Below are 24,536 nucleotides of genomic sequence, written 5' to 3' on the forward strand. Positions count from 1 at the left end.
TTGTGGCAACGTAAGAATGCGCTGCTGAAAAACCCGTCAGCGATAAGTAAAAGCTATCACACCGTGAACCTCATCACATTTTTAAATATGACAGGACAGGTTATGCCGTTACTCAATGAATACATCCGTCAACTGCTGCCAGAGATGACGCAATGGCGTCGCGATTTACACCATTATGCCGAGTCCGGCTGGGTCGAGTTCCGCACCGCCAGTAAAGTTGCAGAACGATTGCACCAGCTGGGCTACGACCTGACGCTGGGCCGCGACGCGATCGATGCCGATAGCCGGATGGGATTACCGGATGAGGCCACCCTGGCCAAAGCTTTTCAGCGCGCCCGCGAGCAAGGGGCGCCAGAACCGTGGCTGAGCGCGTTTGAAGGCGGCTTCACCGGTATCGTCGCGACGCTGGATACCGGGCGTCCCGGCCCCACGCTGGCCTTTCGGGTCGATATGGATGCCCTCGATCTGAATGAACATAGCGACGGCCACCACCGCCCGTTCCGCGAGAACTTTGCCTCCTGTAACCCTGGGATGATGCACGCCTGCGGACATGATGGTCATACGGCTATCGGCCTTGGTCTGGCCCACGTTCTGAAACAGTATGCCGATCGGCTGCACGGCGTGATCAAGCTGATTTTCCAGCCTGCGGAGGAAGGTACCCGCGGCGCGCGGGCCATGGTCGCCGCTGGCGTGGTGGATGATGTCGATTACTTTACCGCTATTCATATCGGCACCGGCGTACCGGCCGGTACGGTGGTATGCGGCAGCGATAATTTTATGGCTACCACCAAATTCGACGCGGTATTCACCGGCGTCGCCGCCCACGCCGGAGGTAAACCGGAAGACGGACGCAATGCTCTGCTCGCCGCGGCGCAGGCGGCAATTGGTCTGCACGCCATCGCGCCGCATAGCGCCGGCGCGTCGCGGGTCAACGTCGGCGTCATGCAGGCAGGCACCGGGCGGAACGTTGTCCCTTCCGGCGCGCTATTGAAGGTGGAAACCCGTGGTGACACGGAAGACATTAATCGCTATGTGTTTGAACGCGCACAAGAGGTTATCCAGGGGGCTGCCGCGATGTACGGGGCCAGCGTCGACGTGCGTTTGATGGGCGCGGCGACCTCCAGCGCCCCCTCCCCGGCGTGGGTAAACTATCTGCGCGAGCAGGCGGCCCGGGTGCCCGGCGTGGAACAGGCTATCGACCGTATTGCCGCGCCTGCCGGCTCAGAAGATGCCACCCTGATGATGGCCCGGGTTCAACAGCATAATGGTCTGGCCTCATATATGGTTTTTGGCACGCAACTCAGCGCCGGCCACCACAACGAACAATTCGACTTTGATGAGAACGTGATGGCCATCGCCGTTGAAACCCTGGCCCGCACCGCGCTCAATTTCCCCTGGCAACGAGGTGTGTAATGGAGACTCTCTACCGCTACGTTGATGAGGCGATTGCCGCCCGCGCCGGGGAGTTGACCGCCATCGCCGATGCAATCTGGGATCATCCGGAAACACGGTTTGAGGAGTACTGGTCAGCCGAACGGCTGGCGCTGGCCCTTGAAACAGAAGATTTTCAGGTCTGCCGTGAAGCCGGCGGGATCCCGAACGCCTTTGTCGCCAGCTACGGCAGCGGAAAGCCGGTGATTGCCCTGCTGGGTGAATATGATGCGCTGGCCGGGCTCAGTCAGCAGGCGCACTGCGCGCATCCTGCTGCCGCAACCCCAGGGGCGAACGGCCACGGCTGTGGTCACAATCTGCTGGGCACCGCGGCGCTGGCCGCCGCCATTGCCTGCCGGAGCTGGCTGGCGCAGCACGGCGGTCGTGGGACGATTCGTTTCTACGGCTGTCCGGGTGAAGAAGGCGGTTCCGGCAAAACGTTTATGGTGCGCGAAGGATTGTTTGACGATGTGGACGCCGCGCTGACCTGGCACCCGGAAGCCTTCGCCGGTATGTTCAGCACCAGCACGCTGGCCAACATTCAGGCCGCCTGGCGGTTCAGCGGCACCGCCGCCCACGCCGCCAACTCGCCGCATCTGGGTCGCAGCGCTCTGGATGCCGTTACGCTGATGACCACCGGCAGCAACTTCCTCAATGAGCATATTATTGAGAAAGCGCGGGTCCACTATGCCATTACCGACAGCGGCGGCATTTCCCCCAACGTGGTCCAGGCGCAGGCGGAAGTGCTCTATTTAATCCGCGCGCCGGAGATGGCGGATGCGCAGCAAATCTATGCCCGCATCGAGAAAATCGCCCAGGGCGCGGCGCTGATGACTGAAACCTCGGTCACCTGTCGTTTCGAGAAGGCCTGCTCCAGCTATTTACCAAATCGCACGCTGGAGGCGGCGATGTATCAGGCCGTTTGCCACTACGGCACGCCGTCATGGAGCAAGGAAGATCGCGCGTTTGCCGACCAAATTCGTGCAACATTAAGCGAGAACGACCTCAACAACAGCCTGAAAAATATCGCCGGCACCGGCGGCGAAGAGGGAAAAAACTTCGCCCGCCGCCACCGGGACACGGTGCTGATCGATGAAGTCGCTCCCTGGGCCGCGACGGATAATATCCTGGCAGGGTCAACCGATGTGGGCGACGTCAGCTGGAAAACCCCGGTCGCCCAATGTTTCAGCCCCTGTTTTGCCGTCGGAACACCGCTGCATACCTGGCAGCTGGTGAGCCAGGGCCGCACGGCCATCGCCCACAAGGGGATGCTGCTGGCCGGAAAAGTGCTCGGCGCCACGGCGATCCGCCTGCTCACCGACGGCGCGCTGCTGCAAGCCAGTCAACACGAACTGGCGCAACAGCTGGCGGAAAGGCCATATCATTGCCCGATCCCGCAAGACGTGACACCGTCACCTTTAAAATAAAAACAATAGCTCACGCAATAAACACCACAACTAACACAACAACGACTGAGGAATGCCCATGAGTATGTCATCCATACCGTCGCCTTCCCCCAACGGGAAGCTGTACAGCTGGGTTGAAAAGATCGGCAACAAGGTTCCACACCCTTTTTTGCTGTTTATTTATCTGATCGTGGTGCTGGCGGTAGCCACCGCCGCACTGTCGGCCTTTGGCGTGGGGGTGATCAACCCGACAGACGGCTCCACCGTGGTAGTCAAAAACCTGCTCAGCATCGAAGGACTACACTGGTTTCTGCCGAACGTCATCAAGAACTTCAGCGGATTTGCCCCCCTGGGGGCGATTCTGGCGCTGGTGCTCGGCGCGGGACTGGCCGAACGGGTGGGTTTGCTGCCGGCGCTGATGGTCAAAATGGCCTCGCACGTCAGCGCGCGCTACGCCAGCTATATGGTGCTGTTTATCGCCTTTTTTAGCCATATCTCATCCGACGCCGCTCTGGTGATCATGCCGCCGTTAGGCGCCCTGATGTTTCTCGCCGTCGGCCGCCACCCGGTGGCGGGATTACTGGCGGCGATTGCCGGCGTCGGCTGCGGGTTCACCGCTAATTTGCTGATTGTCACAACCGATGTGCTGCTCTCGGGCATCAGTACCGAGGCGGCAAAGACGCTGGATGGCTCGCTGCATGTCAGCGTTATCGACAACTGGTATTTCATGGCTTGTTCGGTCATCGTTCTGACCCTGGTAGGCGGGCTTATCACCGATAAGTTGATTGAACCGCGGCTGGGAACATGGGAAGGCCGCAGTGAGGACAGACTTGCGGCGCTGACGCCAGAGCAACGCTTCGGGCTGCGGGTAGCCGGTATCGCGTCATTGGTTTTTATCGCTCTGGTCGCCATCATGGTCGTGCCGCAGAACGGGATTCTGCGCGATCCGGTCACTCATACGGTGATGCCCTCACCCTTTATTAAAGGCATTGTGCCGCTGATTATTTTTTTCTTCTGCTTCGTCTCGCTGGCCTACGGTATTGCCACCGGAAAAATTCGCCGTCAGGCAGATTTGCCGCCGTTAATGATCGAACCGATGAAAGAGATGGCCGGGTTTATCGTTATGGTGTTCCCGTTGGCCCAGTTTGTTGCCATTTTTAACTGGAGCAATATGGGTAAATTTATGGCCGTGGGGCTGACTGATTTACTGGAGCAGGCGGGAATGAACGGGGTGCCGGCTTTTGTTGGCCTGGCGTTACTGTCGGCATTTCTCTGTATGTTCATCGCCAGCGGCTCGGCAATCTGGTCCATTCTGGCGCCGATCTTTGTGCCGATGTTTATGCTACTCGGGTTTCATCCGGCCTTTGCACAGATACTGTTCCGCATCGCGGATTCGTCGGTCCTGCCGCTGGCGCCGGTATCGCCGTTTGTCCCGCTGTTTCTGGGCTTCCTGCAACGCTATCGTTCAGATGCGAAACTCGGCACCTATTATTCTCTCGTCCTGCCCTATCCCCTGATATTCCTCGGCGTGTGGCTTCTGATGCTGGTGATATGGTACTGGCTGGGGTTACCCATCGGCCCAGGAATTTACCCACGCCTGTCCTGACAAAGCCGGGTGGCCAGAATCTGGTCACCCTCCGCTGCGCGCGTGACGACACTTGTCACCACGCGAAGAGGATCTTCGTCTCCAGACCTGCTTTGATTATATCAGCCTTGTCTGAGACGCATTTTTTCGGCATCCAGGGTTGTCTTGCGACATTCTTAAAGATGCCGTTTTTTTAAATGCATCTCTTTCAGCATCTTATATACAGACTCAAGCACAAGAGAGACAGCGTTTAACAATAACCCACTGATAATCAAGATTAAAAGTCCTGTCAGCATATATTGCATATCGATACCTCTAATGGTTGTAAAAAAAAGCCAACACCGGGGTGCTGGCAAAATAATTGACTCAAGGAATGCCTGTATATTTATTCGCGGCGCCGGGTGCCTCCCGATGAATTAGCCAGTTCTTACTAATCCGCGTGCGTATGACAAACTGCAGAGAAAAACGAACTGAACGCTCCTCCGCACAGGGGAATTCGCCGCCGAATAAAAGTAACAAAAACCCGTCGCCCCCGCGCGGCGCAATTAATACAAAAATAAACATCTCCGCAGACGATATGTCGGCGATTTTATCCGTATCAGCAGCCGTACGCAGATTGAAATCGCGCGTCATTTCTTTCCCCTGTTCCCGGCCTTTATCCGCACAGCGGTGGATTATCTTTCAGGAGTATAGTTGCCAGAACGGCGTGCGTGATATCTTGTCAATAGAGCGCAATAGTTATCTTGCTAATCAGGTAACAAGGAGAAACGATGCTGGTACTGCTTCAGGACAAAATCGACACCCCGCTGGGGCCATTATGGATTCTTTGCGACGAGCAGTTCCGTCTGCGCGCCGTTGAGTGGGAGGAGCATAGCGACCGTATGACGCAACTGCTTGATCTGCACTATCGGCATGAAGGTTATCAACGCATCGATGCCCGCGATCCCGGCGGGCTGAGTCGCCAACTTGACGCCTACTTCGCCGGCGATCTCAGCATCATCGAGACGCTGCCGACGGCAACGGCAGGCACCCCCTTTCAGCGTGAAGTCTGGCAAGCCCTGCGCACCATTCCCTGCGGTCAGGTGATGCATTACGGCCAGCTGGCGGAAACACTGGGGCGTCCGGGCGCGGCACGTGCGGTCGGCGCGGCCAACGGTTCAAACCCGGTCAGCATTGTCGTGCCCTGCCACCGCGTGATTGGGCGAAATGGCACCATGACCGGCTATGCCGGCGGCGTGCAGCGGAAAGAGTGGTTATTGCGCCATGAGGGGTATCTGCTTCTTTGACGCTACGTGCCTTTTATCGGAAGCATCAGGTAACTTTACAATAAGCTTCCGACCAACATTGTATTGTTTATCAATGAGATAAAAGTGATAAAAGCTTTACCCTTTTAATATTACGTGTTTCACGGGTTCGAGACTTACCTGCTCACCAAAAAGATGTTAAAATTGACCAATATCAATTAAGGCTTGAGCAGACTTATGATCCCGGAAAAGAGAATTATACGACGCATTCAGTCTGGCGGTTGCGCAATCCATTGTCAGGATTGCAGCATTAGCCAGCTTTGCATCCCTTTTACTCTGAACGAGCACGAGCTTGATCAGCTGGATAATATCATCGAGCGTAAAAAGCCAATCCAGAAAGGGCAAACCTTATTCAAAGCGGGTGATGAGCTGAAATCGCTGTATGCGATTCGTTCTGGCACCATTAAAAGCTATACCATTACCGAACAAGGTGACGAGCAGATTACCGGCTTCCACCTGGCGGGTGATTTGGTTGGTTTTGATGCCATTGGTACCGCGCTACATCCAAGCTTTGCACAAGCGCTGGAAACCTCAATGGTCTGCGAAATCCCTTTCGAAACGCTGGACGATCTTTCCGGTAAAATGCCAAATCTGCGCCAGCAGATGATGCGTCTGATGAGTGGCGAGATCAAAGGCGACCAGGACATGATCCTGCTGCTTTCTAAAAAGAATGCGGAAGAGCGTCTGGCGGCCTTTATTTATAATTTGTCTCGTCGTTTCGCGCAGCGCGGTTTCTCGCCTCGCGAATTCCGCCTGACGATGACCCGCGGTGATATCGGCAACTATCTCGGTCTGACCGTCGAAACCATCAGCCGTTTGCTGGGGCGTTTTCAGAAAAGCGGCATGCTGGCGGTAAAAGGCAAATACATCACCATCGAAAATAGCGACCTGCTCGCTCAGCTCGCTGGTCAGGCCCGCAACGTCGCCTGATCCTCTTTGTCCCTCCGCCAGATCGCTCATTTTTTTCTGATTTGTTGATCTGGCCAGGGTCATCCCCTGTTTCATTTCATCCATATAGGTTATCTTTTAATTACAGACTGTGGTTACAGTTGTAAGGAGACCCTGTATGGCCAAGTATCAGAACATGCTGGTAGTAATCGACCCCAATCAGGACGACCAGCCTGCATTGCGGCGTGCGGTGTATCTACACCAACGGATTGGTGGACGCATCAAAGCCTTTTTGCCGATCTACGATTTTTCCTATGAGATGACAACCCTGCTGTCGCCCGATGAGCGGACGGCAATGCGCCAGGGCGTTATCAGCCAACGTAGCGCCTGGATCAAAGAACAGGCCCGGTTTTATATTGAGTCCGGCGTTCCCATTGAGATTAAGGTGGTGTGGCACAATCGCCCCTTCGAAGCCATTATTCAGGAAATCCTCAGCGACAAACACGATTTGCTGCTGAAAATGGCGCACCAGCATGACAAGCTGGAGGCCGTGATTTTCACCCCGACCGACTGGCATCTGCTGCGTAAATGTCCATGTCCGGTCTGGATGGTAAAAGATCAGCCGTGGCCGGAAGGCGGCAAAGCGCTGGTGGCCGTCAATCTGGCCAGCGAAGAAAATTACCACGACGCGTTAAACGAAAAACTGGTTAAAGAAACCCTCGAGCTGGCGGACCAGGTCAACCATACCGAAGTCCATCTGGTGGGCGCCTACCCGGTCACACCGATTAATATCGCCATCGAACTCCCCGATTTTGACCCCAGTATCTACAACGACGCCATTCGCGGTCAGCATTTGCTGGCCATGAAGGCGCTGCGGCAAAAATTCGGCATTGATGAGAACCGCACCCACGTTGAAAAAGGCCTACCGGAAGAGGTCATTCCTGACCTCTCTGAACACCTGCAGGCGGGGATTGTGGTGCTGGGCACCGTCGGGCGCACCGGGCTGTCGGCGGCCTTTCTCGGCAATACCGCCGAGCAGGTCATCGACCATTTGCGCTGCGACCTGCTGGTCCTCAAGCCTGAGCAGTACAAAACGCCGGTTGAAATGGATGACGAGGATGACGATTAATCCATCGCGAGTTGATGCTGCGTAAAACACGCTCCCCTGCTTCGGCGGGGGATTTTTTTGTGTTGCCTCCCCGGCAACAGAAAAAACAAAGGGCCTTTCGGCCCCGTCATCGACAACACATATACAGCAACAATGCTTTTAATGGATACCTAAGCGCCAGGCATGATCGATTTCTTCTTTCAGCTCGCTGGAGGAGAGCGACATCAAATCCGCAAATTCCAGCTCAAGAAGTTTGAATTTTTTCAGATACTGCGCGGGGGTTAACGCTGTTGGGTCACGACGCAGAAACTCGATTGCCATTTGCGCCGGGGTTAATTCGGTATCCATAATATCCTCAGAGTGATGAAAAAACAGGCTTAGTATAGCACTCCAGGCTGACGACTTTATGAGCAATTCATGACCTTGCTGTATATATAAAAAAGCCGTCTCAGCAGAGACGGCTTCAGAAGCAAACATTATTTAGGATCGCAAACCATTACAACGCTTTCAGAATTGCGTCGACGCTGGCTTTCGCATCACCAAACAGCATATGGGTGTTCTCTTTGAAGAACAGCGGGTTCTGAACACCGGCATAACCTGTATTCATCGAACGCTTAAAGACCACCACATTTTGCGCTTTCCACACTTCCAGCACCGGCATCCCGGCGATCGGACTCTTCGGATCATCCTGCGCCGCCGGGTTAACGGTGTCGTTGGCGCCGATAACCAGCACGGTATCGGTATCGGTGAAATCGTCGTTGATCTCATCCATTTCCAGCACCACGTCGTACGGCACTTTCGCTTCCGCCAGCAGTACGTTCATGTGCCCAGGCAAACGCCCGGCAACCGGATGAATACCAAAGCGCACCTTGATGCCGCGGGCACGCAATCTTTCGGTGATTTCCGCCACCGGATACTGCGCCTGTGCGACCGCCATACCGTAGCCCGGGGTGATGATCACGGAGTGCGAGTTTTTCAGCATTTCCGCGGTATCTTCGGCGCTGATTTCGCGGTGTTCACCCACTTCTTCATCGCTGCCGGTAGAGGAACCATCGGTACCAAAACCGCCGGCAATCACGCTGAAGAATGAACGGTTCATCGCCTTACACATGATGTAAGACAGAATCGCACCCGACGAGCCCACCAGCGCCCCGGTGACAATTAGCAGGTCGTTACTGAGCATAAAGCCCGCCGCCGCTGCCGCCCAGCCCGAGTAGGAGTTCAGCATTGAGACCACGACCGGCATATCTGCCCCGCCGATCGAAGCCACCAGATGCCAGCCAAAGGCCAGGGCAATGACCGTCATCACCAGCAGCGCCAGAACCTGAGTTCCTGTGCTGTCGGTGCGAACAAAGGCCACCAGCAGCAGGAAGGAAACCACCAGCGCCGCCAGGTTCAGCTTATGGCGATGCGGCAGCATCAGCGGTTTAGACGAAATTTTGCCGCGCAGTTTGCCAAAGGCCACAATCGAGCCGGTGAAGGTCACCGCACCGATAAAGATGCCGAGGAACACTTCCGTCAGGTGAATATTCACCAGGATCTGTTCCATTCCCGCTTCGTGATACAGGTAGCTGTTAAAGCCGACCAGCACCGCAGCCAGGCCCACAAAGCTGTGCAGCACCGCAACCAGTTCCGGCATTTCGGTCATTTCGACTTTCTTGGCCAGGCGAATACCAATCGCGCCGCCGATAACCATCGCCAGGATGATCCACGCCACGTTGCCGGTATCCGGCCCGAGAATGGTTGCCAGCAGCGCGATAGCCATCCCGGCCATCCCGAACAGGTTACCCTGCTTCGAGGTTTCGTGCTTTGACAGCCCCGCAAGGCTAAAAATAAACAGAATAGCGGCAACAATGTATGCAGCTGTAACTAATCCTCCAGACATGTGCTACCCCTTAGTTCTTGCGGAACATTTTCAGCATGCGCTGAGTAACGGTGAAACCACCAAAAATATTAATGCTGGCGATCAGCACCGCGATAAAACTCAGGAAGCTGACCCAGCCACCGTGGCCGATCTGCAATAACGCTCCGACAACGATAATCCCTGAAATTGCGTTGGTCACCGACATCAGCGGCGTATGGAGCGCATGAGAAACGTTCCATACCACGTAATAACCCACCACGCAGGAGAGCGCGAAGACGGTAAAGTGACCGAGGAACTCCTTCGGCGCCACGTTGGCAAGCCAGCCAAAGAGAATAATCGCCAGCGCCATCAGCGCGTATTTACGCCACGGGGAGGTCGGTTTTTCAGCTTCTTTCGGCGCATCAACGGGCTTCGCCGCAGCCTGCGGCTGGGCAGAAACCTGAATCGGCGGCGCCGGCCAGGTCACTTCACCTTCACGAACCACCGTCACGCCGCGAACCACGACGTCGTCAAAATCGATGGTGATATTGCCGTCTTTCTCTTTGCACAGCAGCTTCAGCAGGTTGACCAGGTTGGTCCCGTACAGCTGCGAGGACTGCGTCGGCAGACGGCCCGGGAGGTCGGTATAGCCGATGATCTTCACGCCGTTGGCGGTCGTCACCACTTCGCCAGGAACGGTGTACTCACAGTTGCCGCCGTTCTGCGAGGCCAGGTCGACCACCACGCTGCCCGCCGTCATGGAGTCCACCATTTCACGGGTAATCAGCTTCGGCGCCGGTTTGCCCGGGATCAGGGCCGTGGTGACGATGATGTCCACCTCTTTGGCCTGCGCGGCAAACAGCGCCATTTCGGCTTTGATAAAGGCTTCGGACATCACTTTGGCATAGCCGTCGCCGCTGCCCGCCTCTTCTTTAAAGTCCAGTTCCAGGAACTCGGCGCCCATACTCTGCACCTGTTCTTTCACTTCCGGACGCGTATCGAAGGCGCGGACAATCGCGCCGAGGCTGTTCGCCGCGCCGATGGCCGCCAGTCCGGCGACGCCGGCACCAATGACCATGACCTTCGCCGGCGGAACTTTCCCGGCAGCGGTGATCTGACCGGTGAAGAAACGACCAAATTCGTGGGCCGCTTCAACAATCGCCCGGTAGCCGGCAATGTTGGCCATCGAGCTGAGCGCATCCAGCGACTGGGCGCGAGAAATACGCGGCACCGAATCCATCGCCATGACGTTGATGTTGCGAGCCGCTAATTTCTGCATCAGCTCAGGATTTTGCGCAGGCCAGATAAAGCTCACCAGCGTGGTGCCCGGATTGAGTAATGCAATTTCATGTTCTTCTGGTGCGTTCACCTTCAGAATAATGGATGACTGCCAGACTTCAGCGGTGTCTACGACTTCTGCACCCGCCTGGACAAAGGCTTCGTCATCGAAACTTGCCAGATGACCCGCGCCGCTTTCAACGGCAACGGTAAACCCGAGTTTTAGCAGCTGCTCCACCGTTTTCGGCGTGGCAGCGACGCGGGTTTCATTGGCAAACCGTTCTTTTGATACCCCGATACGCATAGTTTTCCCTTCCATCGGTTTTTGATGATGGTTTTTCTTTTCTTACAGACGACGGTTAAGCGGCAAAACATGCCGTTTCTTTTCCATTGACTGAAAAAATGAAACAGTAACAAACTTTTTATAACCTACTGAAAATAGCAATTGTGATCTACTGCGATAAAACAGAAATTTTGATTTTATTGGTAAAACGCATCGCGAACCGTGTCAGGCAGCAATATTTACCTTAAATTTATGGTCAGGCCTGATAAATCGCTTAGCTGATGCAGTTATACGCCATTAATCGCCTGCAAGAACATAACATTAACATTACGTTAACTTATAAAAGTGGTATTGATTATCAATTTTGCTGGTCAAGCGGCTGTTTTTTCAACATATCAGAAATTGTTATATTATTGTGACGCACGTTTCGGGCGGTAAGCAAAAAATGACGCAGACAGTTACGCCTTTTAAATGCAATAATCGAGCGTTATCAGTCAACAACAATACCAGTACATGGTTTGCGCAAGGCAAAGGATTATTTTTATGAAGCTTAAGAACTCACTCCTGGCGTCTGCTCTCCTGGCTACGACAGCGTTGTCAGCCCATGCAGCGACCGAGCTGACTCCGGAGCAGGCGGCGGCGCTAAAACCCTACGATCGCGTCGTGATCACGGGCCGTTTTAATGCCATCGGCGATGCGGTAAAAGCCATGTCCCGTAAAGCGGACAAAGATGGCGCGGCCTCATTTTATGTTGTCGACACTTCTGATTATGGCAACAGCGGCAACTGGCGCGTCACGGCGGACCTGTATAAAGACAATGCTCCGCAGGCGGATGCCCCGAAAAATCGCGTCATCAATGGCGTCATGGAGTTGCCAAAGGATCAGGCCGTCGAGCTGGAGCCTTTTGATACCGTGACCGTCCAGGGCTTTTATCGCAGTCAGCCGGAAGTGAATGATGCGATCACCAAAGCGGCGAAAGCCAAAGGTGCCGCCTCCTTCTTCATCGTCCGTCAGGTTGATGCTAACCAGGGCGGCAACCAGCGTATCACGGCTTATATCTATAAAGCCGATGCCCGGAAACGCGTTCTGCAGAGCCCGGATGCGATCCCGGCCGATTCTGAAGCCGGGCGCGCAGCGCTGGCTGAAGGCGGTACCGCTGCGAAAAACGTCGAAATTCCAGGCGTTGCCACCACGGCAGCCGTCGGTTCCGGTACCGGCGTAGGTCGTTTCTTCGAAACGCAGTCATCAAAAGGCGGACGTTACACCGTCACGCTGCCGGATGGCACCAAAGTTGAAGAAGTGAACAAGATCACCGCGGCCCAGATGGCGCCGTTTGACAGCATCAAGTTCACCGGCAATTACGGCAACATGACCGAAATTTCTTACCAGACCGCCAAACGCGCGGCGAAGAAAGGGGCGAAGTACTACCACATTACCCGCCAGTGGCAGGAACGTGGCGGTAACATCACCATCAGCGCAGATCTGTATAAATAATCGCATCGGCACTGGGTAAAAAGGCGGCAATATGCCGCCTTTTTGTTTTTTTTCATCCGCTACCATTGCATGCGCACAAGACACTCCGTAAAATCCCGCGCCTTAGCGTAATCCTCCATTTTTATGCGATTTCGCCAAATAAATATTCTTGATTCACTGCCGTCACCTCGGGAATACAATGGAAAAGAAACTGGGCCTCAGCGCCTTGACCGCACTGGTACTGAGCTCAATGCTGGGCGCAGGCGTGTTCAGCTTGCCGCAAAATATGGCGGCCGTCGCCAGCCCGTCGGCCCTGCTGATTGGCTGGGCGATCACCGGCGTGGGGATTTTATTCCTCGCCTTCGCCATGCTGCTGTTGACCCGCATTCGCGCCGATCTTGACGGCGGTATCTTCACCTATGCCCGCGAAGGTTTCGGTGAACTCGTCGGTTTTTGCTCCGCCTGGGGCTACTGGCTGTGCGCGGTGATCGCCAACGTCTCGTATCTGGTGATTGTCTTTGCCGCGCTCAGCTTCTTTACCGACACTCCGGATACCATTATTTTCGGCAACGGGAATACCTGGCAGGCGATCGTGGGCGCGTCGCTCCTGCTGTGGGTGGTGCACTTTCTGGTCCTGCGCGGCGTCCAGACCGCGGCAGGCATTAACCTGATCGCGACCCTGGCCAAGTTAATCCCCCTCGGCGCATTTGTTATCCTCGCCGTCATCGCCTTTCGCCTGGAGACATTCCGCCTTGATTTTAGCGGGCTGGCGCTCGGGGTACCGGTCTGGGAGCAGGTGAAGAACACCATGCTGATCACCCTGTGGGTGTTTATCGGCGTGGAAGGTGCGGTCGTGGTTTCCGCACGGGCGCGCAATAAACAGGATGTCGGCCGCGCCACGCTGCTGGCAGTCCTTTCCGCGCTGGTGGTTTATCTGCTGGTGACCCTGCTCTCTTTAGGCGTGGTCGCCCGTCCGGAACTGGCCGAAATGCGTAATCCGTCGATGGCTGGCCTGATGGTGAAAATGATGGGTTCATGGGGCGAAGTGGTGATCGCGGCCGGGCTGATTATTTCCGTGTGCGGTGCCTACCTGAGCTGGACCATTATGGCGGCAGAAGTCCCCTGGCTGGCCGCGACGCATAAAGCATTTCCGCGCCGCTTCGCCCGGCAGAATAAAAACAATGCTCCGTCGGCCTCACTGTGGCTAACCAATATCAGTGTTCAGGTGTCGCTGGTGCTGATCTGGCTGACAAAGTCTGATTACAATACGTTATTGACCATCGCGTCCGAGATGATTCTGGTGCCCTATTTCCTCGTGGGCGCCTTCCTGCTGAAGATTGCTGTACGCCCGCTGCATAAGGCAGTAGGTGTCGGCGCATGTATTTATGGCTTATGGTTATTATATGCATCCGGCCCTGTGCATTTATTGTTGTCAGTGGTACTTTACGCTCCGGGTCTTCTGGTTTTCCTGTACGCTCGCCGTACGCACCAGCACGATCGCATGCTCAAACGCCGTGAATTAGCCTTAATTGGTTTTTTGCTGGTTGCCGCTGTACCGGCAACGTGGATGCTGGTGGGGTAAGCGGTCGCCCTGCTGCTGAACTCAAAGGAGATACCCATGACTGTCCGACAGCCTCGCCCGATTCTCATCACCGGTGGAGGCCGCCGCATCGGCCTCGCGCTGGCGCACCATTTTCTGGATCAGCAGCAGCCGGTTATCGTCAGCTATCGCACGCACTACCCGGCCATTGACGCACTGCGCGACGCCGGGGCCGTCTGTCTTGCCGCCGATTTTAGTACCGATGAACAGATACTGGCCTTCGCCGAAGCGGTAAAACACCACGCCGCCGACGGCCTGCGCGCGATCGTCCATAACGCCAGCGACTGGATGGCTGAAAAGCCGGGCGTTCCGCTCACCACCGTGCTGGCCAGCATGATGCAGATCCACGTTCATGTCCCCTATTTGCTCAACCATGCGCTGGAAACGCTCCTGCGCGGGCACGGGCACGCCGCCAGCGACATTATTCATATCACTGACTATGTCGTTGAACGCGGCAGCGATAAACATATTGCCTACGCGGCCAGTAAAGCGGCGCTGGATAATATGACCCGCTCATTTGCCCGCAAACTGGCGCCGGAGATTAAGGTCAACGCCGTTGCCCCTTCGCTGATCATGTTTAATGAGGGCGATGACGCCGAATATCGCCAGCAGGCGCTGGATAAATCGCTTATGAAAAGCGTGGCGGGCGAAAAAGAGATAGTCGACCTGCTCGATTATCTGTTCACCAGCCGGTTTGTTACGGGCCGCTCTTTTGCCGTGGATGGCGGCAGACACCTGCGTTAGTGGAAGCGGCTCCAGCCGAGGATCAACAGCCAGGCACACAGCCCCCAGCACCCGACTGCGCCCGCCAACGCCAACGGCAGGCGCATCATTCCGGTGAAGTACCAGAGCGACAGCAGATAGACGAAATAGGGAATGATTGACCACATCCCAAAGACGATCGTGGTCCGCAGCGCCTCAAGCCCGCGCTCGCTGGCCACAATATAATGCGCAATCAAAGCAAAGGTCGGAAATAGCGGAATTAAACCAGCAATATAATAATTTTTGCTTTTCGACAGTACGCCAATCAGTATCACCACCAGCGCGCCGATCAGCCCTTTAATCAACAACCCCATTCCTTTAGCCTTAACATATAAACAACCCGTTGATGTAGCATAACGGAAGTACATATATTCACAATATCATTCGAATCCCCCCTGAGCGGCGTAAGGGCGAATGCTCTAAGCCTGGATAACCGGCTGGCCGTTCAGCGCGCGAAGCAAACGCCGGGGCCGCTTGAAGGATGACCCCTTTTTTTATAAAAGAGTAATGGCAGGTAGTCTGGTAGCGGTGTATGTTAATTCTTTTTCCAGTACAAGTAAGATATGAATAAGATCGTTTTTGTTGAGGATGATCCGGAAGTGGGCGCCCTGATTGCCGCTTATCTCGGAAAGCACGATATGGAAGTGGTGGTTGAACCACGAGGCGACCGGGCAGAAGAGGTTATCGCGCGGGAAAAACCCGACCTGGTGTTGTTGGATATTATGCTGCCTGGCAAAGACGGCATGACCCTGTGCCGCGATCTGCGTGGCCAGTGGCAAGGTCCGATTGTGTTGCTCACCTCGCTCGACAGCGATATGAACCATATTTTGTCCCTGGAAATGGGCGCCAGCGATTACATTCTGAAGACCACGCCGCCTGCGGTATTGCTGGCACGTCTGCGTCTGCATTTGCGCCAGCACATCGCCTCTCCCGTGACCAATGCCCCGGCGTCGCTCACGCCGCATAAATCGATTACATTCGGTTCACTGCTCATCGACCCGGTTAACCGTCAGGTATTGCTCGGTGGCGAGAGCGTGGCGCTCTCAACGGCTGATTTTGAGCTGTTGTGGGAACTGGCCACCCACGCCGGACAGATTATGGATCGTGATGCGCTGCTAAAAAATCTGCGCGGCGTCAGTTACGATGGTATGGATCGCAGTGTGGATGTGGCGATTTCGCGCCTGCGGAAAAAACTGCTCGACAGCGCGACCGAGCCTTATCGCATCAAGACGGTGCGCAATAAAGGATATCTGTTCGCCCCTCACGCCTGGGACAATTAACTTACCGTCCGGCCGTCGAGCGCGACAAAAAACCACCTGCGGGTGGTTTTTTGTCGGCGGCTTTCTGTCCCTCCGTCGCCTGCCGCACATAAGGGGAAATATCGGCCTCCCCTGGCGCCCGACTTTTCATTTGTTAATCTCTCCCTGTGATCAATCATTTTCCCGCCAGGCAAGACGGTATCCCTGGTCCGCCCTGAGCACGTTGGCAAAACCCAAACTGTCTAAATGCATTCCTGCAACCAGCAGTTTTTCACTTGCCGCCTGGGCCAGGATTTTTTTACGTGTCTCTTCAGCCTGAAGGGGGTCACAGTCAAAAATAATGGAAACGTCCGGCCGTGCTGCCTGGATATGCGGGAAATGGACGATGTCACCCCAGATCAATAAGCATTGATCCCCGGAAGTGATGCGAAATCCAGAATGACCTGGCGTATGTCCTGGCAACCATACCGGGAGAATGCCCTCAGTTATCTCCCCTTCGTCAAGCAAGCGCAGCTGCCGAGCGTACGCGTTTAACGTCCGGCGAGCCAGATTAAAATTTCGCTGCCCACGCTCATTCGCGACGTTAAATCGTTCATCATCGTGCCAGTATTGTGCTTCAAGCGGGTGCAGATGAAGTTCGGCCCGTTGAAAAACAGGTAGCCCATCTGCATCTAAAAGACCACCAATATGGTCAGGATGGCCGTGCGTCAGTAACACGGTATCGACGTCATTGGGGCTGATACCTGCCGCGCCAAGATTATCCTGGAGCTGCCCGCCGACGTTATTCAGCCCTCCGGCACCGGCATCGACCAGGATAGTCCGCCCCCGCCCCTGAATAAGATAGCCGTTGATATGGATATTGCCGGGTTCAGCGACCCGGGCGTTGCGTTGAATAACCGTTGCTTCAGCTGTTTCGATGCCTGACAGCAAATCCAGGCTGGCGGACATCGTGCCATCGCTAAGCGCGGTCACCAGAAAATCCCCAATCCGACGGGTTGAAAAAGACCGATGGTTCATCGTTACCTCTGGTTAATTGCGCGCAAACAGGTGTGATGCAGCAGAGCCAAAACAGCGAATACGCGCCGTAAGGCCCGAGGCTTCTCGAATGGTTCGTTCTAACTCGCGCATAAACTCCGCCATGACTTCTGGCGTACGCTCGCTTGTCAGACGATAAAAAAGTTCGGCATATACCGGATGTCCGCATCCGGGTTTCACCTCAACATAGATGATATGAACATTTTCCGACTCCGCCGCGAGAATGCCGGTGCAGAGCGCACTGCAGGCACGCGTTAAATCGTGGAGGTCAGTCAGCCTGCCAGCATGTTGTTGAGAAATATAAAACGTCAGATTCGGCATGTTATAAACTCGCCTCCCATCAGGCTTGAGCAGGATTCGTCAACTGCGGTGTCAGCGGCGCATAGAGGCAGGCGCCGGGCATGTCAGCTAACTGCGCGGCAATTTCCCGCGTCACCACATAGGCAATGCGTCGGGCGGGCATTTTTTCTAGCCCTGACGCCTGCATCTGCAGCGCCGGGTATCCCAGCCCCTCAATAAAACTCAATGGCTGGGTGCTGAGCAGCAGAATTTCATCACTGGCTACCGCGGGAGCGGTGCCTTTACACTCATACAAGTTACGGTGCCAGTCGGTGATGTGATTTTGCCAGCGTGAAAAATTACCGCCCCCTTTCAGCTTGTACTCCTCACTGGTAAGCACCTCTGCGTACTTCACCGTATGAATGGCGAGATACCGGGGGCCGCCCGGCTTCAGGGCTTTAAAACGCTGGGAAGAGCTAAACCCGGTGACCGAGATAAGCGCAGGCAGCTTTTCCAGGCTGTAAAACGCATTCCACTCCTGCTCGCTTTCAGGGTCGGTATAGTTGCACTCCACGGTATAGAACATCGGTTCTCCTCTGCATGAATAAAACGCAGGGCCTGCATGGCCTTGCTTAGTGACTTTTAGTCATGCTATATGCTGTTAATTCGCCAATGAATCGATATTAATTCAAGTATTAGTGACATTATGTCACTAGCGACTCACATCCCCGTCGAATAAGGCAATTTTAATGCGCAGAAAAATTCCCAGCAGTGCTTCACTTCAGGCGTTTGAGGCCGCTGCCAGGCACGGTAATTTTGCCCGTGCTGCCGCGGAGCTATCGCTGACGGAAGGCGCCATCAGTAGACAGATTGCCCGCCTGGAGACTCTGCTCGGGTGCAGACTGTTTGACCGTGCGGGAACCCGGGTCAAGCTTAATCCGGTGGGTTCACGCTATGCCCATCACGTGCGGGAAATGCTCGAGCGGTTAGAGCGGGATACTCAGTACGTGATGGGCATGCCTGAGGGCAGCAGAAGTCTGGAAATTGCCGTCCTGCCAACGTTTTGCAGTCGCTGGTTAATTCCCCGGCTCAGCAGCTTCCAGTCTTTATACCCGGACATCACATTGAATATCGCGGCGAGAACCGATCCTTTCATTCTCACCGGGAGCGGATTTGACGCGGCGATTCATTTCGAGCATCCCGCATGGGCAGGTATGCGCACGCAGGTTCTGTTTGAGGAGAAACTGGTGCCGGTTTGTCGTCCTGACCTGTTAAGCGACAGGAATATCTTTGAACAGTTGAATACACTGCCCCGCATTCACCGGCGGCAGAACCCAGAGGCCTGGCTGCATTATGCCGGGCAAAGTGGGATAGTCCTTGATAACCCGGCACAGGGAGTCCGCTATGACCTGCATGAAATGGCGATAGCTGCCGTACTGGCGGGACAAGGTGTGGCCATGGTGCCGCGCATATACGTAGAAAAAGAGTTAAACCAGGGATTGCTTGTTGCGCCCTGGCCGGACGCCGAACAACTGAGCAAGACATTTTGTTTGGTTAAACCGGTGGAAACAGGAATAAATGAACCCGCTCTGCAAGATTTTGAGCGCTGGTTGCAGGCGGAACCGATGCGCGTGACATGACATAGCGGTTGTCTGCTTTCTGCCAAAAGCGGTAAATAAGCATTACAAGAATCTGCTGCAGTTTAATATTTATAATCCATAAAAGAGCTGTATATGATTAAATATATTGTGTCATTTTCAATTATGATTATCCTGGTCATTATTTTTTTGTTCAGTCGGTTATCTGATTTCGAGCTTGCCGGATACGGGCAGCTGCGTACCCTATCTTTTACGCATCATCAGGATCTCCTCCAGGGTACATTAATTCTGCCGCCAGATAAGGTATATCCTCCGTTCGTGCTTTTAATTCATGGCGACGGGCCTCAGGATCGCTGGTCAGACGGCGGATATATTCCTCTGGTTAACTTCCTTGTATCACAGGGAATAGCTGTTTTTTCATGGGATAAACCGGGCGTTGGTGAAAGTACCGGAAACTGGCTGGCGCAGACGATGTCAGATCGCGCCAGGGAGGCCGTTCTGGCGTTACAAAAATTAAGAGAGCAACCAGAACTGAAAGAAAGTCGCGGAGGTTATCTTGGTTTCTCACAAGCTGGTTGGGTCGTCCCCCAGGCAAGCCAATTAACAACAACTGACTTTATTGTGCTGATAGGTCCAGCGATAAACTGGCGGAATCAGAGCATTTATTATACCGAGCAACGGCTTAAAGCCGAGGGTCGCTCCATGTCTGCTCTTCTGGATGCGAAAAAACATGAAGCCGCGGTTTTTGACAGGCAGTTTACAGAAGAAGCGGCTAATCGCCCCTGCAACACCCCATGTACGCGACAGGACTTCGAGCGCAGGAATTCCCGGGCTGATGCGACGAAAGAGATTTCAGGTATAGATACTCCGGTATTCATTCTCATGGGGAAAGATGACCGGAATGTAGATCCTGATGAAACAGTCGCAGTCTGGCGCAAAGCACTACCGGTGGGTACAGCGCGTTGTATCAGGCAGTTGCCGGGGGCAACTCACGGGCTTTTACGCAGCGAATGGTTTGATTATCAACTTGCCTCTCAGTGGCCTTTGTGGAAACAGGGATTGTTTCTGCTGTCCGGGCAACACGCCTATTCGCCCGGGGCACTTAATTCTGTCTCATCATGGATCCTTCAGCAGCAATGTGGGAACTGAACTGCCTTCTTATTACCTGCCGAAAGCCAAACAGGGAGTCACAAAAAAAGCCCCCTGTTTCATAAAACCCGGTGCGTTCATCAAGTCGTGGTCTACCGTTAGAGTTAACCTGACCAGCCATTGTGGATAGCTGTTTTTGTTCAGGAGACACGTCTTCGCTCCTGGCCGTTATCAGTTCTACAATCGCGACAGGAAGCCACTGTACGTAGGGCAAGTATTCGCCGCCGCGCCAATCAACTGCGGCATACTTACGCATGCCGGGTGTTGTCAGCCGGTGCGAACCCTGCTTTTATAGCGAATCAAATCGGGCATTTATCCACGCAGAAATGCTTTTTCACGTATATTCTGCCGGGATAAATGCCCTTGCTAACGATCGGGTTGGTGGCGGAATCAGCGCTCTGGCGGTTATACCAATGCCCCATCGTGCCCATGAAGGTAAAAGACAGGTAGTTAACTTTTTGATTTTTAGGTGAGATTTGATGAAAAAGCTGTTTGTGCAGTTTTACCTTCTGCTGTTCGTCTGCTTCCTGGTGATGACCATGCTGGTAGGGCTGGTGTATAAATTCACCGCCGAACGTGCGGGCCGGCAGTCGCTGGACGATCTGATGAAAAGCTCGCTGTATCTGATGCGTAGCGAGCTGCGGGAAATCCCACCGCGCGACTGGAGCAAAACGCTAAAGGAGCTGGATCTTAATCTGTCGTTCGATCTGCATATTGAGCCGCTGAGTAAATTTAAGCTCTCGGAAAACTCGATGCAGCATCTGCGCGCCGGGGATATTGTCGCCCTCGATGATGAATACACCTTTATTCAACGCATCCCGCGGAGCCACTACGTTCTGTCGGTAGGCCCCGTCCCCTATCTCTACTTCCTCCACGAGATGCGTTTGCTGGATGTCGCCCTGATGGCTTTCATCGCCATTTCGCTGGCCTTTCCCGTGTTTATCTGGATGCGCCCCCACTGGCAGGATATGTTGCGTCTTGAGACCGCGGCACAACGCTTTGGCGAGGGGCATTTTACCGAACGCATTCATTTCGACAGTATGTCCAGCTTCGAACGCCTGGGCGTCGCCTTTAACCAGATGGCCGACAATATCAACGCGCTCATCGCCAGCAAGAAGCTGCTGATCGACGGAATTGCCCACGAACTGCGGACTCCGCTGGTGCGCCTGCGCTATCGTCTGGAGATGAGTGAAAACCTGACCGAAGCGGAATCTCAGGCGCTGAACCGCGATATTGGTCAGCTGGAAGCCTTAATCGAGGAGCTGTTGACCTACGCCCGCCTGGACCGACCGCAGAATGAACTGCATCTGACAACACCTGATTTTCCCGCCTGGATAGCGGCGCACGTTGAAGAGATTCAAATGGTTAACCCCCAACGTGATGTGACGTTACAGGAAGTGGTGGCCGGGGATTACGGCGCGCTTGATATGCGTCTGATGGAACGCGTGCTGGATAATCTCGTCAATAACGCTTTGCGCTACAGCAACCGGCAAATTCAGGTCAGGCTCACGCTACAGGGTTCGCGAGCAACCTTGCAGGTTGAAGATGACGGCCCGGGCATCGACCCGGAGGAGCGCGAACGGGTGTTTGAGCCCTTTGTCCGTCTCGACCCTAGCCGCGACCGGGCCACCGGCGGTTGCGGACTTGGGCTGGCGATTGTCCACAGTATCGCCCAGGCCATGTCCGGCGAGGTAAGCTGCGGCGCCAGCTCTCTGGGCGGCGCTCGTTTTTGTTTCAGCTGGCCAATCTATCATCAGCTGCCCAATTTGAGCGCTGCCTGACCCACTTGCGCAGGTGCTGCGGCCTGCGTATAGTTAAAAACCAAACAGTATGTTGTAACTAAGGCGGGTGCTATGGCCAGCTACGATCTCGTTGAACGTCTGAATGACACCTTTCGCCAGCTGGAACGCGAGCTACAGATGCTCCAGCAGCGCCTGCGCGCCTGCCGCCTGTTGGCCGCCCGGGTGTTCGAGCTGCCGGCCGTCAGTAAAGAGACGGAACACGACCCGCTGGAGACTATTCAGGTGGTTCAGCACACCGGTCAACCGGCGCTGGAGATGGCGCTGAAACACTACAGCCATCTGTTCATTCAGCAGCAATCAGAAAGCCGCAGCAGTAAAGCTGCAGTCCGCCTCCCCGGCGCCATCTGCCTGCAAACCGATGGCGAGGAACAGGCGGCGTTACTGCAGAGTATTGCCCGCATTAACGCGCTGAAAGCCGCTTTCGAAAAGATTGTCACCGTTGATTCCGGCCTGCCCGCCGCGGCGCGTTTTGAATGGGTCCACCGTCATCTGCCGGGGCTTATCACCCTCAGCGCCTACCGCACCTTAACGGTGCTATGCGACCCGAGCACCCTCCGCTTTGGCTGGGCTAATAAGCACGTGATTAAAAATCTCACTCGTGATCAGGTGCTGCAGCAGCTGGAAAAAAGCCTGCAATCGCCGCGCGCGGTGCCGCCCTGGACGCGTGAGCAGTGGCAAAGCAAACTGGAGCGAGAATATCAGGATATCGCCGCTCTGCCGCAGCGGGCAAAGCTGAAGATCAAGCGGCCGGTGAAGGTCCAGCCTATCGCACGAGTCTGGTACGCCGGTGAGCAGAAACAGGTGCAGTACGCCTGCCCAGGCCCGCTTATCACGCTGATATCCGGCACTCAGGGGGTGAGCGTGCCGGATATCGGCGAGTTACTGAACTATGATGCGGATAATGTGCAGTATCGCTATAAGCCGCAGGCGCAGTCGCTCAGGCTACTTATCCCGCGGCTGCATCTGTGGCTGGCTAACGAGTAGCCATGCTGCCCACCATCTCTTCCGGACGCACCCAGCTGTCAAATTCCGCCTCCGTCAGATAGCCCAGCGCTAACGCGGAGGCTTTGAGCGTCAGCCCCTCTTTATGCGCCTTTTTGGCAATCTCCGCCGCTTTGTCATAGCCAATATGGGTATTCAGCGCCGTGACCAGCATCAGTGACTCATTGAGCAACTGCGCGATCCGTTCACGGTTCGGTTCAATGCCGGTCGCGCAGTGTTCATTAAAACTCTCCATACCATCCGCCAGCAGGCGCACCGATTGCAGAAAGTTATGAATCACCATCGGACGGTAGACGTTCAGTTCGAAGTTACCGGACGCCCCGCCGATATTGACCGCCACATCATTCCCCATGACCTGACAGCACAGCATCGTCAGCGCTTCGCACTGCGTCGGGTTAACCTTGCCAGGCATAATGGATGAGCCGGGTTCATTTTCCGGAATCGCAATTTCACCAATCCCGCAACGCGGACCGGAAGCCAGCCAGCGCACATCGTTGGCAATCTTCATCAACGAAGCCGCCAGCCCCTTCAGTGCCCCGTGGGCGTGGACCAGCGCATCGCAGGTCGCCAGCGCCTCAAACTTGTTCGGCGCAGTGACGAACGGCTGACCGCTGAGGGCCGCCAGCTCCTCCGCTACCCGTACGGCATATTGCGGATGGGTGTTCAGACCGGTGCCAACGGCCGTACCGCCCAACGCCAGCTCGCTCAGGTGCGGCAGACTCAGCTCCAGATGGCGGAGATTGTGTTCCAGCATCGCTACCCAGCCGGAGAACTCCTGTCCCAGCGTTAACGGCGTCGCATCCTGCAGATGCGTACGGCCAATTTTAACGATGTCGTTGAAGGCAGTAGCTTTGTCGCTCAGCGTCTGTTTCAGCACCCTGAGTCGGGGGATGAGCGCCTCACGCAGGGCGATAATCGCCGCGACATGCATCGCGGTCGGGAAGACATCGTTGGAACTCTGGCTTTTATTAACGTCATCGTTAGGATGAACCTTGCGCTCCATGCCGCGCACGCCGCCCAGCAGTTCACTGGCGCGGTTGGCCAACACCTCGTTCATGTTCATGTTGCTTTGCGTGCCGGAACCGGTCTGCCAGATGGCCAGCGGAAATTCATCGGGATGGTTGCCGGCCAGCACTTCATCGGCGGCTTGAATAATCGCCTCGGCCTTCTCTGCGGTCAGTAACCCCAGATCCTGGTTAACCTTTGCCGCCGCCCGTTTGGTCAGCGCCAGCGCATAAATCAGTTCGCCCGGCATTTTTTCCGTCGAGATGCGGAAATGTTCCAGCGAACGCTGGGTCTGCGCGCCCCATAGCTTATCGGCAGGCACCTCGATAGCGCCCATAGAGTCTCTTTCACTGCGATGCGTTGTCATTACTTTCTCCTTGAATACAAAGTACGTAATTACGACAAAGCTCACCTGCTATAAAGGGTTAAGTATTGGTCAAATTTTT

General features: G+C 55.1%; 23 protein-coding genes and 1 pseudogene. 15 read left to right on the forward strand and 9 right to left on the reverse strand.

Annotated features, from left to right (window positions below):
- Positions 1–102: 102 nt before the first annotated feature.
- Genes MC50_RS22800 through abgT form a run of 3 tightly spaced genes read left to right on the forward strand, consistent with a single transcriptional unit; the run spans position 103 to position 4,443 of the window.
- On the forward strand, positions 103–1,413 hold the full coding sequence (locus tag MC50_RS22800) for a M20 family metallo-hydrolase (RefSeq protein ID WP_032687452.1): 1,311 nt from the start codon (positions 103–105) through the stop codon (positions 1,411–1,413).
- A complete protein-coding gene (locus tag MC50_RS22805; protein WP_047664998.1) occupies positions 1,413–2,858 on the forward strand; it encodes a M20 family metallopeptidase in 1,446 nt (481 codons plus the stop codon). Before MC50_RS22800 ends, MC50_RS22805 begins: the two co-directional genes overlap by 1 nt.
- Before the next feature lie 58 nt (positions 2,859–2,916).
- Positions 2,917–4,443 (forward strand): p-aminobenzoyl-glutamate transporter, encoded by a 1,527-nt coding sequence (gene abgT / locus MC50_RS22810; RefSeq protein ID WP_032687449.1) that lies wholly within the window; start codon positions 2,917–2,919, stop codon positions 4,441–4,443.
- Between the two features lie 345 nt (positions 4,444–4,788).
- Here abgT and MC50_RS22815 read toward each other — a convergent pair whose 3' ends face one another.
- A complete protein-coding gene (locus MC50_RS22815) occupies positions 4,789–5,055 on the reverse strand; it encodes a hypothetical protein (protein ID WP_032687448.1) in 267 nt (88 codons plus the stop codon).
- Between the two features lie 137 nt (positions 5,056–5,192).
- On the opposite strand from MC50_RS22815, the gene ogt reads away from it, so the two are divergent.
- The 3 genes from ogt to uspE all read left to right on the forward strand — a co-directional run bounded on the left by ogt (position 5,193) and on the right by uspE (position 7,743).
- A complete protein-coding gene (ogt, locus tag MC50_RS22820) occupies positions 5,193–5,708 on the forward strand; it encodes a methylated-DNA--[protein]-cysteine S-methyltransferase (RefSeq protein ID WP_032696064.1) in 516 nt (171 codons plus the stop codon).
- A gap of 195 nt (positions 5,709–5,903) precedes the next feature.
- Positions 5,904–6,656, forward strand: coding sequence for a fumarate/nitrate reduction transcriptional regulator Fnr (gene fnr / locus MC50_RS22825; RefSeq protein ID WP_004862555.1), 753 nt, complete (start codon positions 5,904–5,906; stop codon positions 6,654–6,656).
- 136 nt (positions 6,657–6,792) lie between these two features.
- Positions 6,793–7,743, forward strand: a complete 951-nt coding sequence (gene uspE / locus MC50_RS22830) for a universal stress protein UspE (RefSeq protein WP_004862557.1) — start codon at positions 6,793–6,795, stop codon at positions 7,741–7,743.
- A gap of 138 nt (positions 7,744–7,881) precedes the next feature.
- Here the strand turns inward: uspE and MC50_RS22835 are convergent, their stop codons facing one another.
- The 3 genes from MC50_RS22835 to pntA all read right to left on the reverse strand — a co-directional run bounded on the left by MC50_RS22835 (position 7,882) and on the right by pntA (position 11,147).
- Positions 7,882–8,070, reverse strand: a complete 189-nt coding sequence (locus MC50_RS22835; RefSeq protein ID WP_004862559.1) for a YdiH family protein — start codon at positions 8,068–8,070, stop codon at positions 7,882–7,884.
- A gap of 148 nt (positions 8,071–8,218) precedes the next feature.
- Complete coding sequence (gene pntB / locus MC50_RS22840; protein ID WP_004862561.1) at positions 8,219–9,607, reverse strand: Re/Si-specific NAD(P)(+) transhydrogenase subunit beta; 1,389 nt, start codon at positions 9,605–9,607, stop codon at positions 8,219–8,221.
- Between the two features lie 10 nt (positions 9,608–9,617).
- The gene (pntA, locus tag MC50_RS22845; RefSeq protein WP_047664999.1) at positions 9,618–11,147 is read right to left on the reverse strand and encodes a Re/Si-specific NAD(P)(+) transhydrogenase subunit alpha; all 1,530 of its coding nucleotides are present in this window, start codon (positions 11,145–11,147) and stop codon (positions 9,618–9,620) included.
- A 522-nt stretch (positions 11,148–11,669) separates the two neighbouring features.
- On the opposite strand from pntA, the gene ydgH reads away from it, so the two are divergent.
- The 3 genes from ydgH to folM all read left to right on the forward strand — a co-directional run bounded on the left by ydgH (position 11,670) and on the right by folM (position 14,943).
- On the forward strand, positions 11,670–12,620 hold the full coding sequence (gene ydgH / locus MC50_RS22855; protein ID WP_004862568.1) for a DUF1471 family protein YdgH: 951 nt from the start codon (positions 11,670–11,672) through the stop codon (positions 12,618–12,620).
- A 178-nt stretch (positions 12,621–12,798) separates the two neighbouring features.
- Positions 12,799–14,181, forward strand: coding sequence for an amino acid permease (locus MC50_RS22860; protein ID WP_032687445.1), 1,383 nt, complete (start codon positions 12,799–12,801; stop codon positions 14,179–14,181).
- A 36-nt stretch (positions 14,182–14,217) separates the two neighbouring features.
- Positions 14,218–14,943 carry a dihydromonapterin reductase gene (folM, locus tag MC50_RS22865; protein ID WP_032687444.1) on the forward strand — a complete coding sequence of 242 codons (726 nt, stop codon included), beginning with the start codon at positions 14,218–14,220 and terminating at the stop codon, positions 14,941–14,943.
- On the opposite strand, the gene MC50_RS22870 is transcribed toward folM, so the two are convergent.
- A complete protein-coding gene (locus MC50_RS22870) occupies positions 14,940–15,275 on the reverse strand; it encodes a GlpM family protein (protein WP_004862575.1) in 336 nt (111 codons plus the stop codon). The two genes, folM and MC50_RS22870, sit on opposite strands and share 4 nt — an antisense overlap.
- 249 nt (positions 15,276–15,524) lie before the next feature.
- On the opposite strand from MC50_RS22870, the gene rstA reads away from it, so the two are divergent.
- The gene (rstA, locus tag MC50_RS22875; RefSeq protein WP_032687443.1) at positions 15,525–16,241 is read left to right on the forward strand and encodes a two-component system response regulator RstA; all 717 of its coding nucleotides are present in this window, start codon (positions 15,525–15,527) and stop codon (positions 16,239–16,241) included.
- Positions 16,242–16,391: 150 nt separating this feature from the next.
- Here the strand turns inward: rstA and MC50_RS22880 are convergent, their stop codons facing one another.
- From MC50_RS22880 to MC50_RS22890, 3 genes are read right to left on the reverse strand one after another with little or no spacing between them, the layout of a single operon-like run.
- Positions 16,392–17,237, reverse strand: coding sequence for an MBL fold metallo-hydrolase (locus MC50_RS22880; RefSeq protein WP_047665000.1), 846 nt, complete (start codon positions 17,235–17,237; stop codon positions 16,392–16,394).
- Between the two features lie 12 nt (positions 17,238–17,249).
- On the reverse strand, positions 17,250–17,576 hold the full coding sequence (locus MC50_RS22885) for a hypothetical protein (protein ID WP_032687441.1): 327 nt from the start codon (positions 17,574–17,576) through the stop codon (positions 17,250–17,252).
- A gap of 19 nt (positions 17,577–17,595) precedes the next feature.
- Positions 17,596–18,120, reverse strand: a complete 525-nt coding sequence (locus MC50_RS22890) for a DUF4286 family protein (RefSeq protein ID WP_047665001.1) — start codon at positions 18,118–18,120, stop codon at positions 17,596–17,598.
- A gap of 163 nt (positions 18,121–18,283) precedes the next feature.
- Between MC50_RS22890 and MC50_RS22895 the strand changes: the two genes are divergently transcribed.
- From MC50_RS22895 to tus, 5 genes and pseudogenes are all read left to right on the forward strand, one after another.
- Positions 18,284–19,174, forward strand: a complete 891-nt coding sequence (locus MC50_RS22895) for a LysR substrate-binding domain-containing protein (RefSeq protein WP_032696056.1) — start codon at positions 18,284–18,286, stop codon at positions 19,172–19,174.
- Positions 19,175–19,267: 93 nt separating this feature from the next.
- Positions 19,268–20,281, forward strand: coding sequence for an alpha/beta hydrolase family protein (locus MC50_RS22900; RefSeq protein WP_047665002.1), 1,014 nt, complete (start codon positions 19,268–19,270; stop codon positions 20,279–20,281).
- A 192-nt stretch (positions 20,282–20,473) separates the two neighbouring features.
- Positions 20,474–20,623, forward strand: a pseudogene (locus MC50_RS28950) (site-specific integrase); the annotation flags it as partial.
- Between the two features lie 137 nt (positions 20,624–20,760).
- Entirely contained in the window at positions 20,761–22,062 is a 1,302-nt protein-coding gene (rstB, locus tag MC50_RS22910; protein ID WP_032687437.1) for a two-component system sensor histidine kinase RstB, read from the forward strand.
- A gap of 72 nt (positions 22,063–22,134) precedes the next feature.
- Positions 22,135–23,067, forward strand: a complete 933-nt coding sequence (tus, locus tag MC50_RS22915) for a DNA replication terminus site-binding protein (RefSeq protein WP_032699696.1) — start codon at positions 22,135–22,137, stop codon at positions 23,065–23,067.
- Here tus and fumC read toward each other — a convergent pair.
- Positions 23,057–24,457 carry a class II fumarate hydratase gene (gene fumC, locus MC50_RS22920; protein WP_032687436.1) on the reverse strand — a complete coding sequence of 467 codons (1,401 nt, stop codon included), beginning with the start codon at positions 24,455–24,457 and terminating at the stop codon, positions 23,057–23,059. The two genes, tus and fumC, sit on opposite strands and share 11 nt — an antisense overlap.
- Positions 24,458–24,536: the final 79 nt, after the last annotated feature.

Source organism: Klebsiella planticola (genome assembly GCF_000783935.2).
GTDB classification, from domain to species: domain Bacteria; phylum Pseudomonadota; class Gammaproteobacteria; order Enterobacterales; family Enterobacteriaceae; genus Klebsiella; species Klebsiella planticola.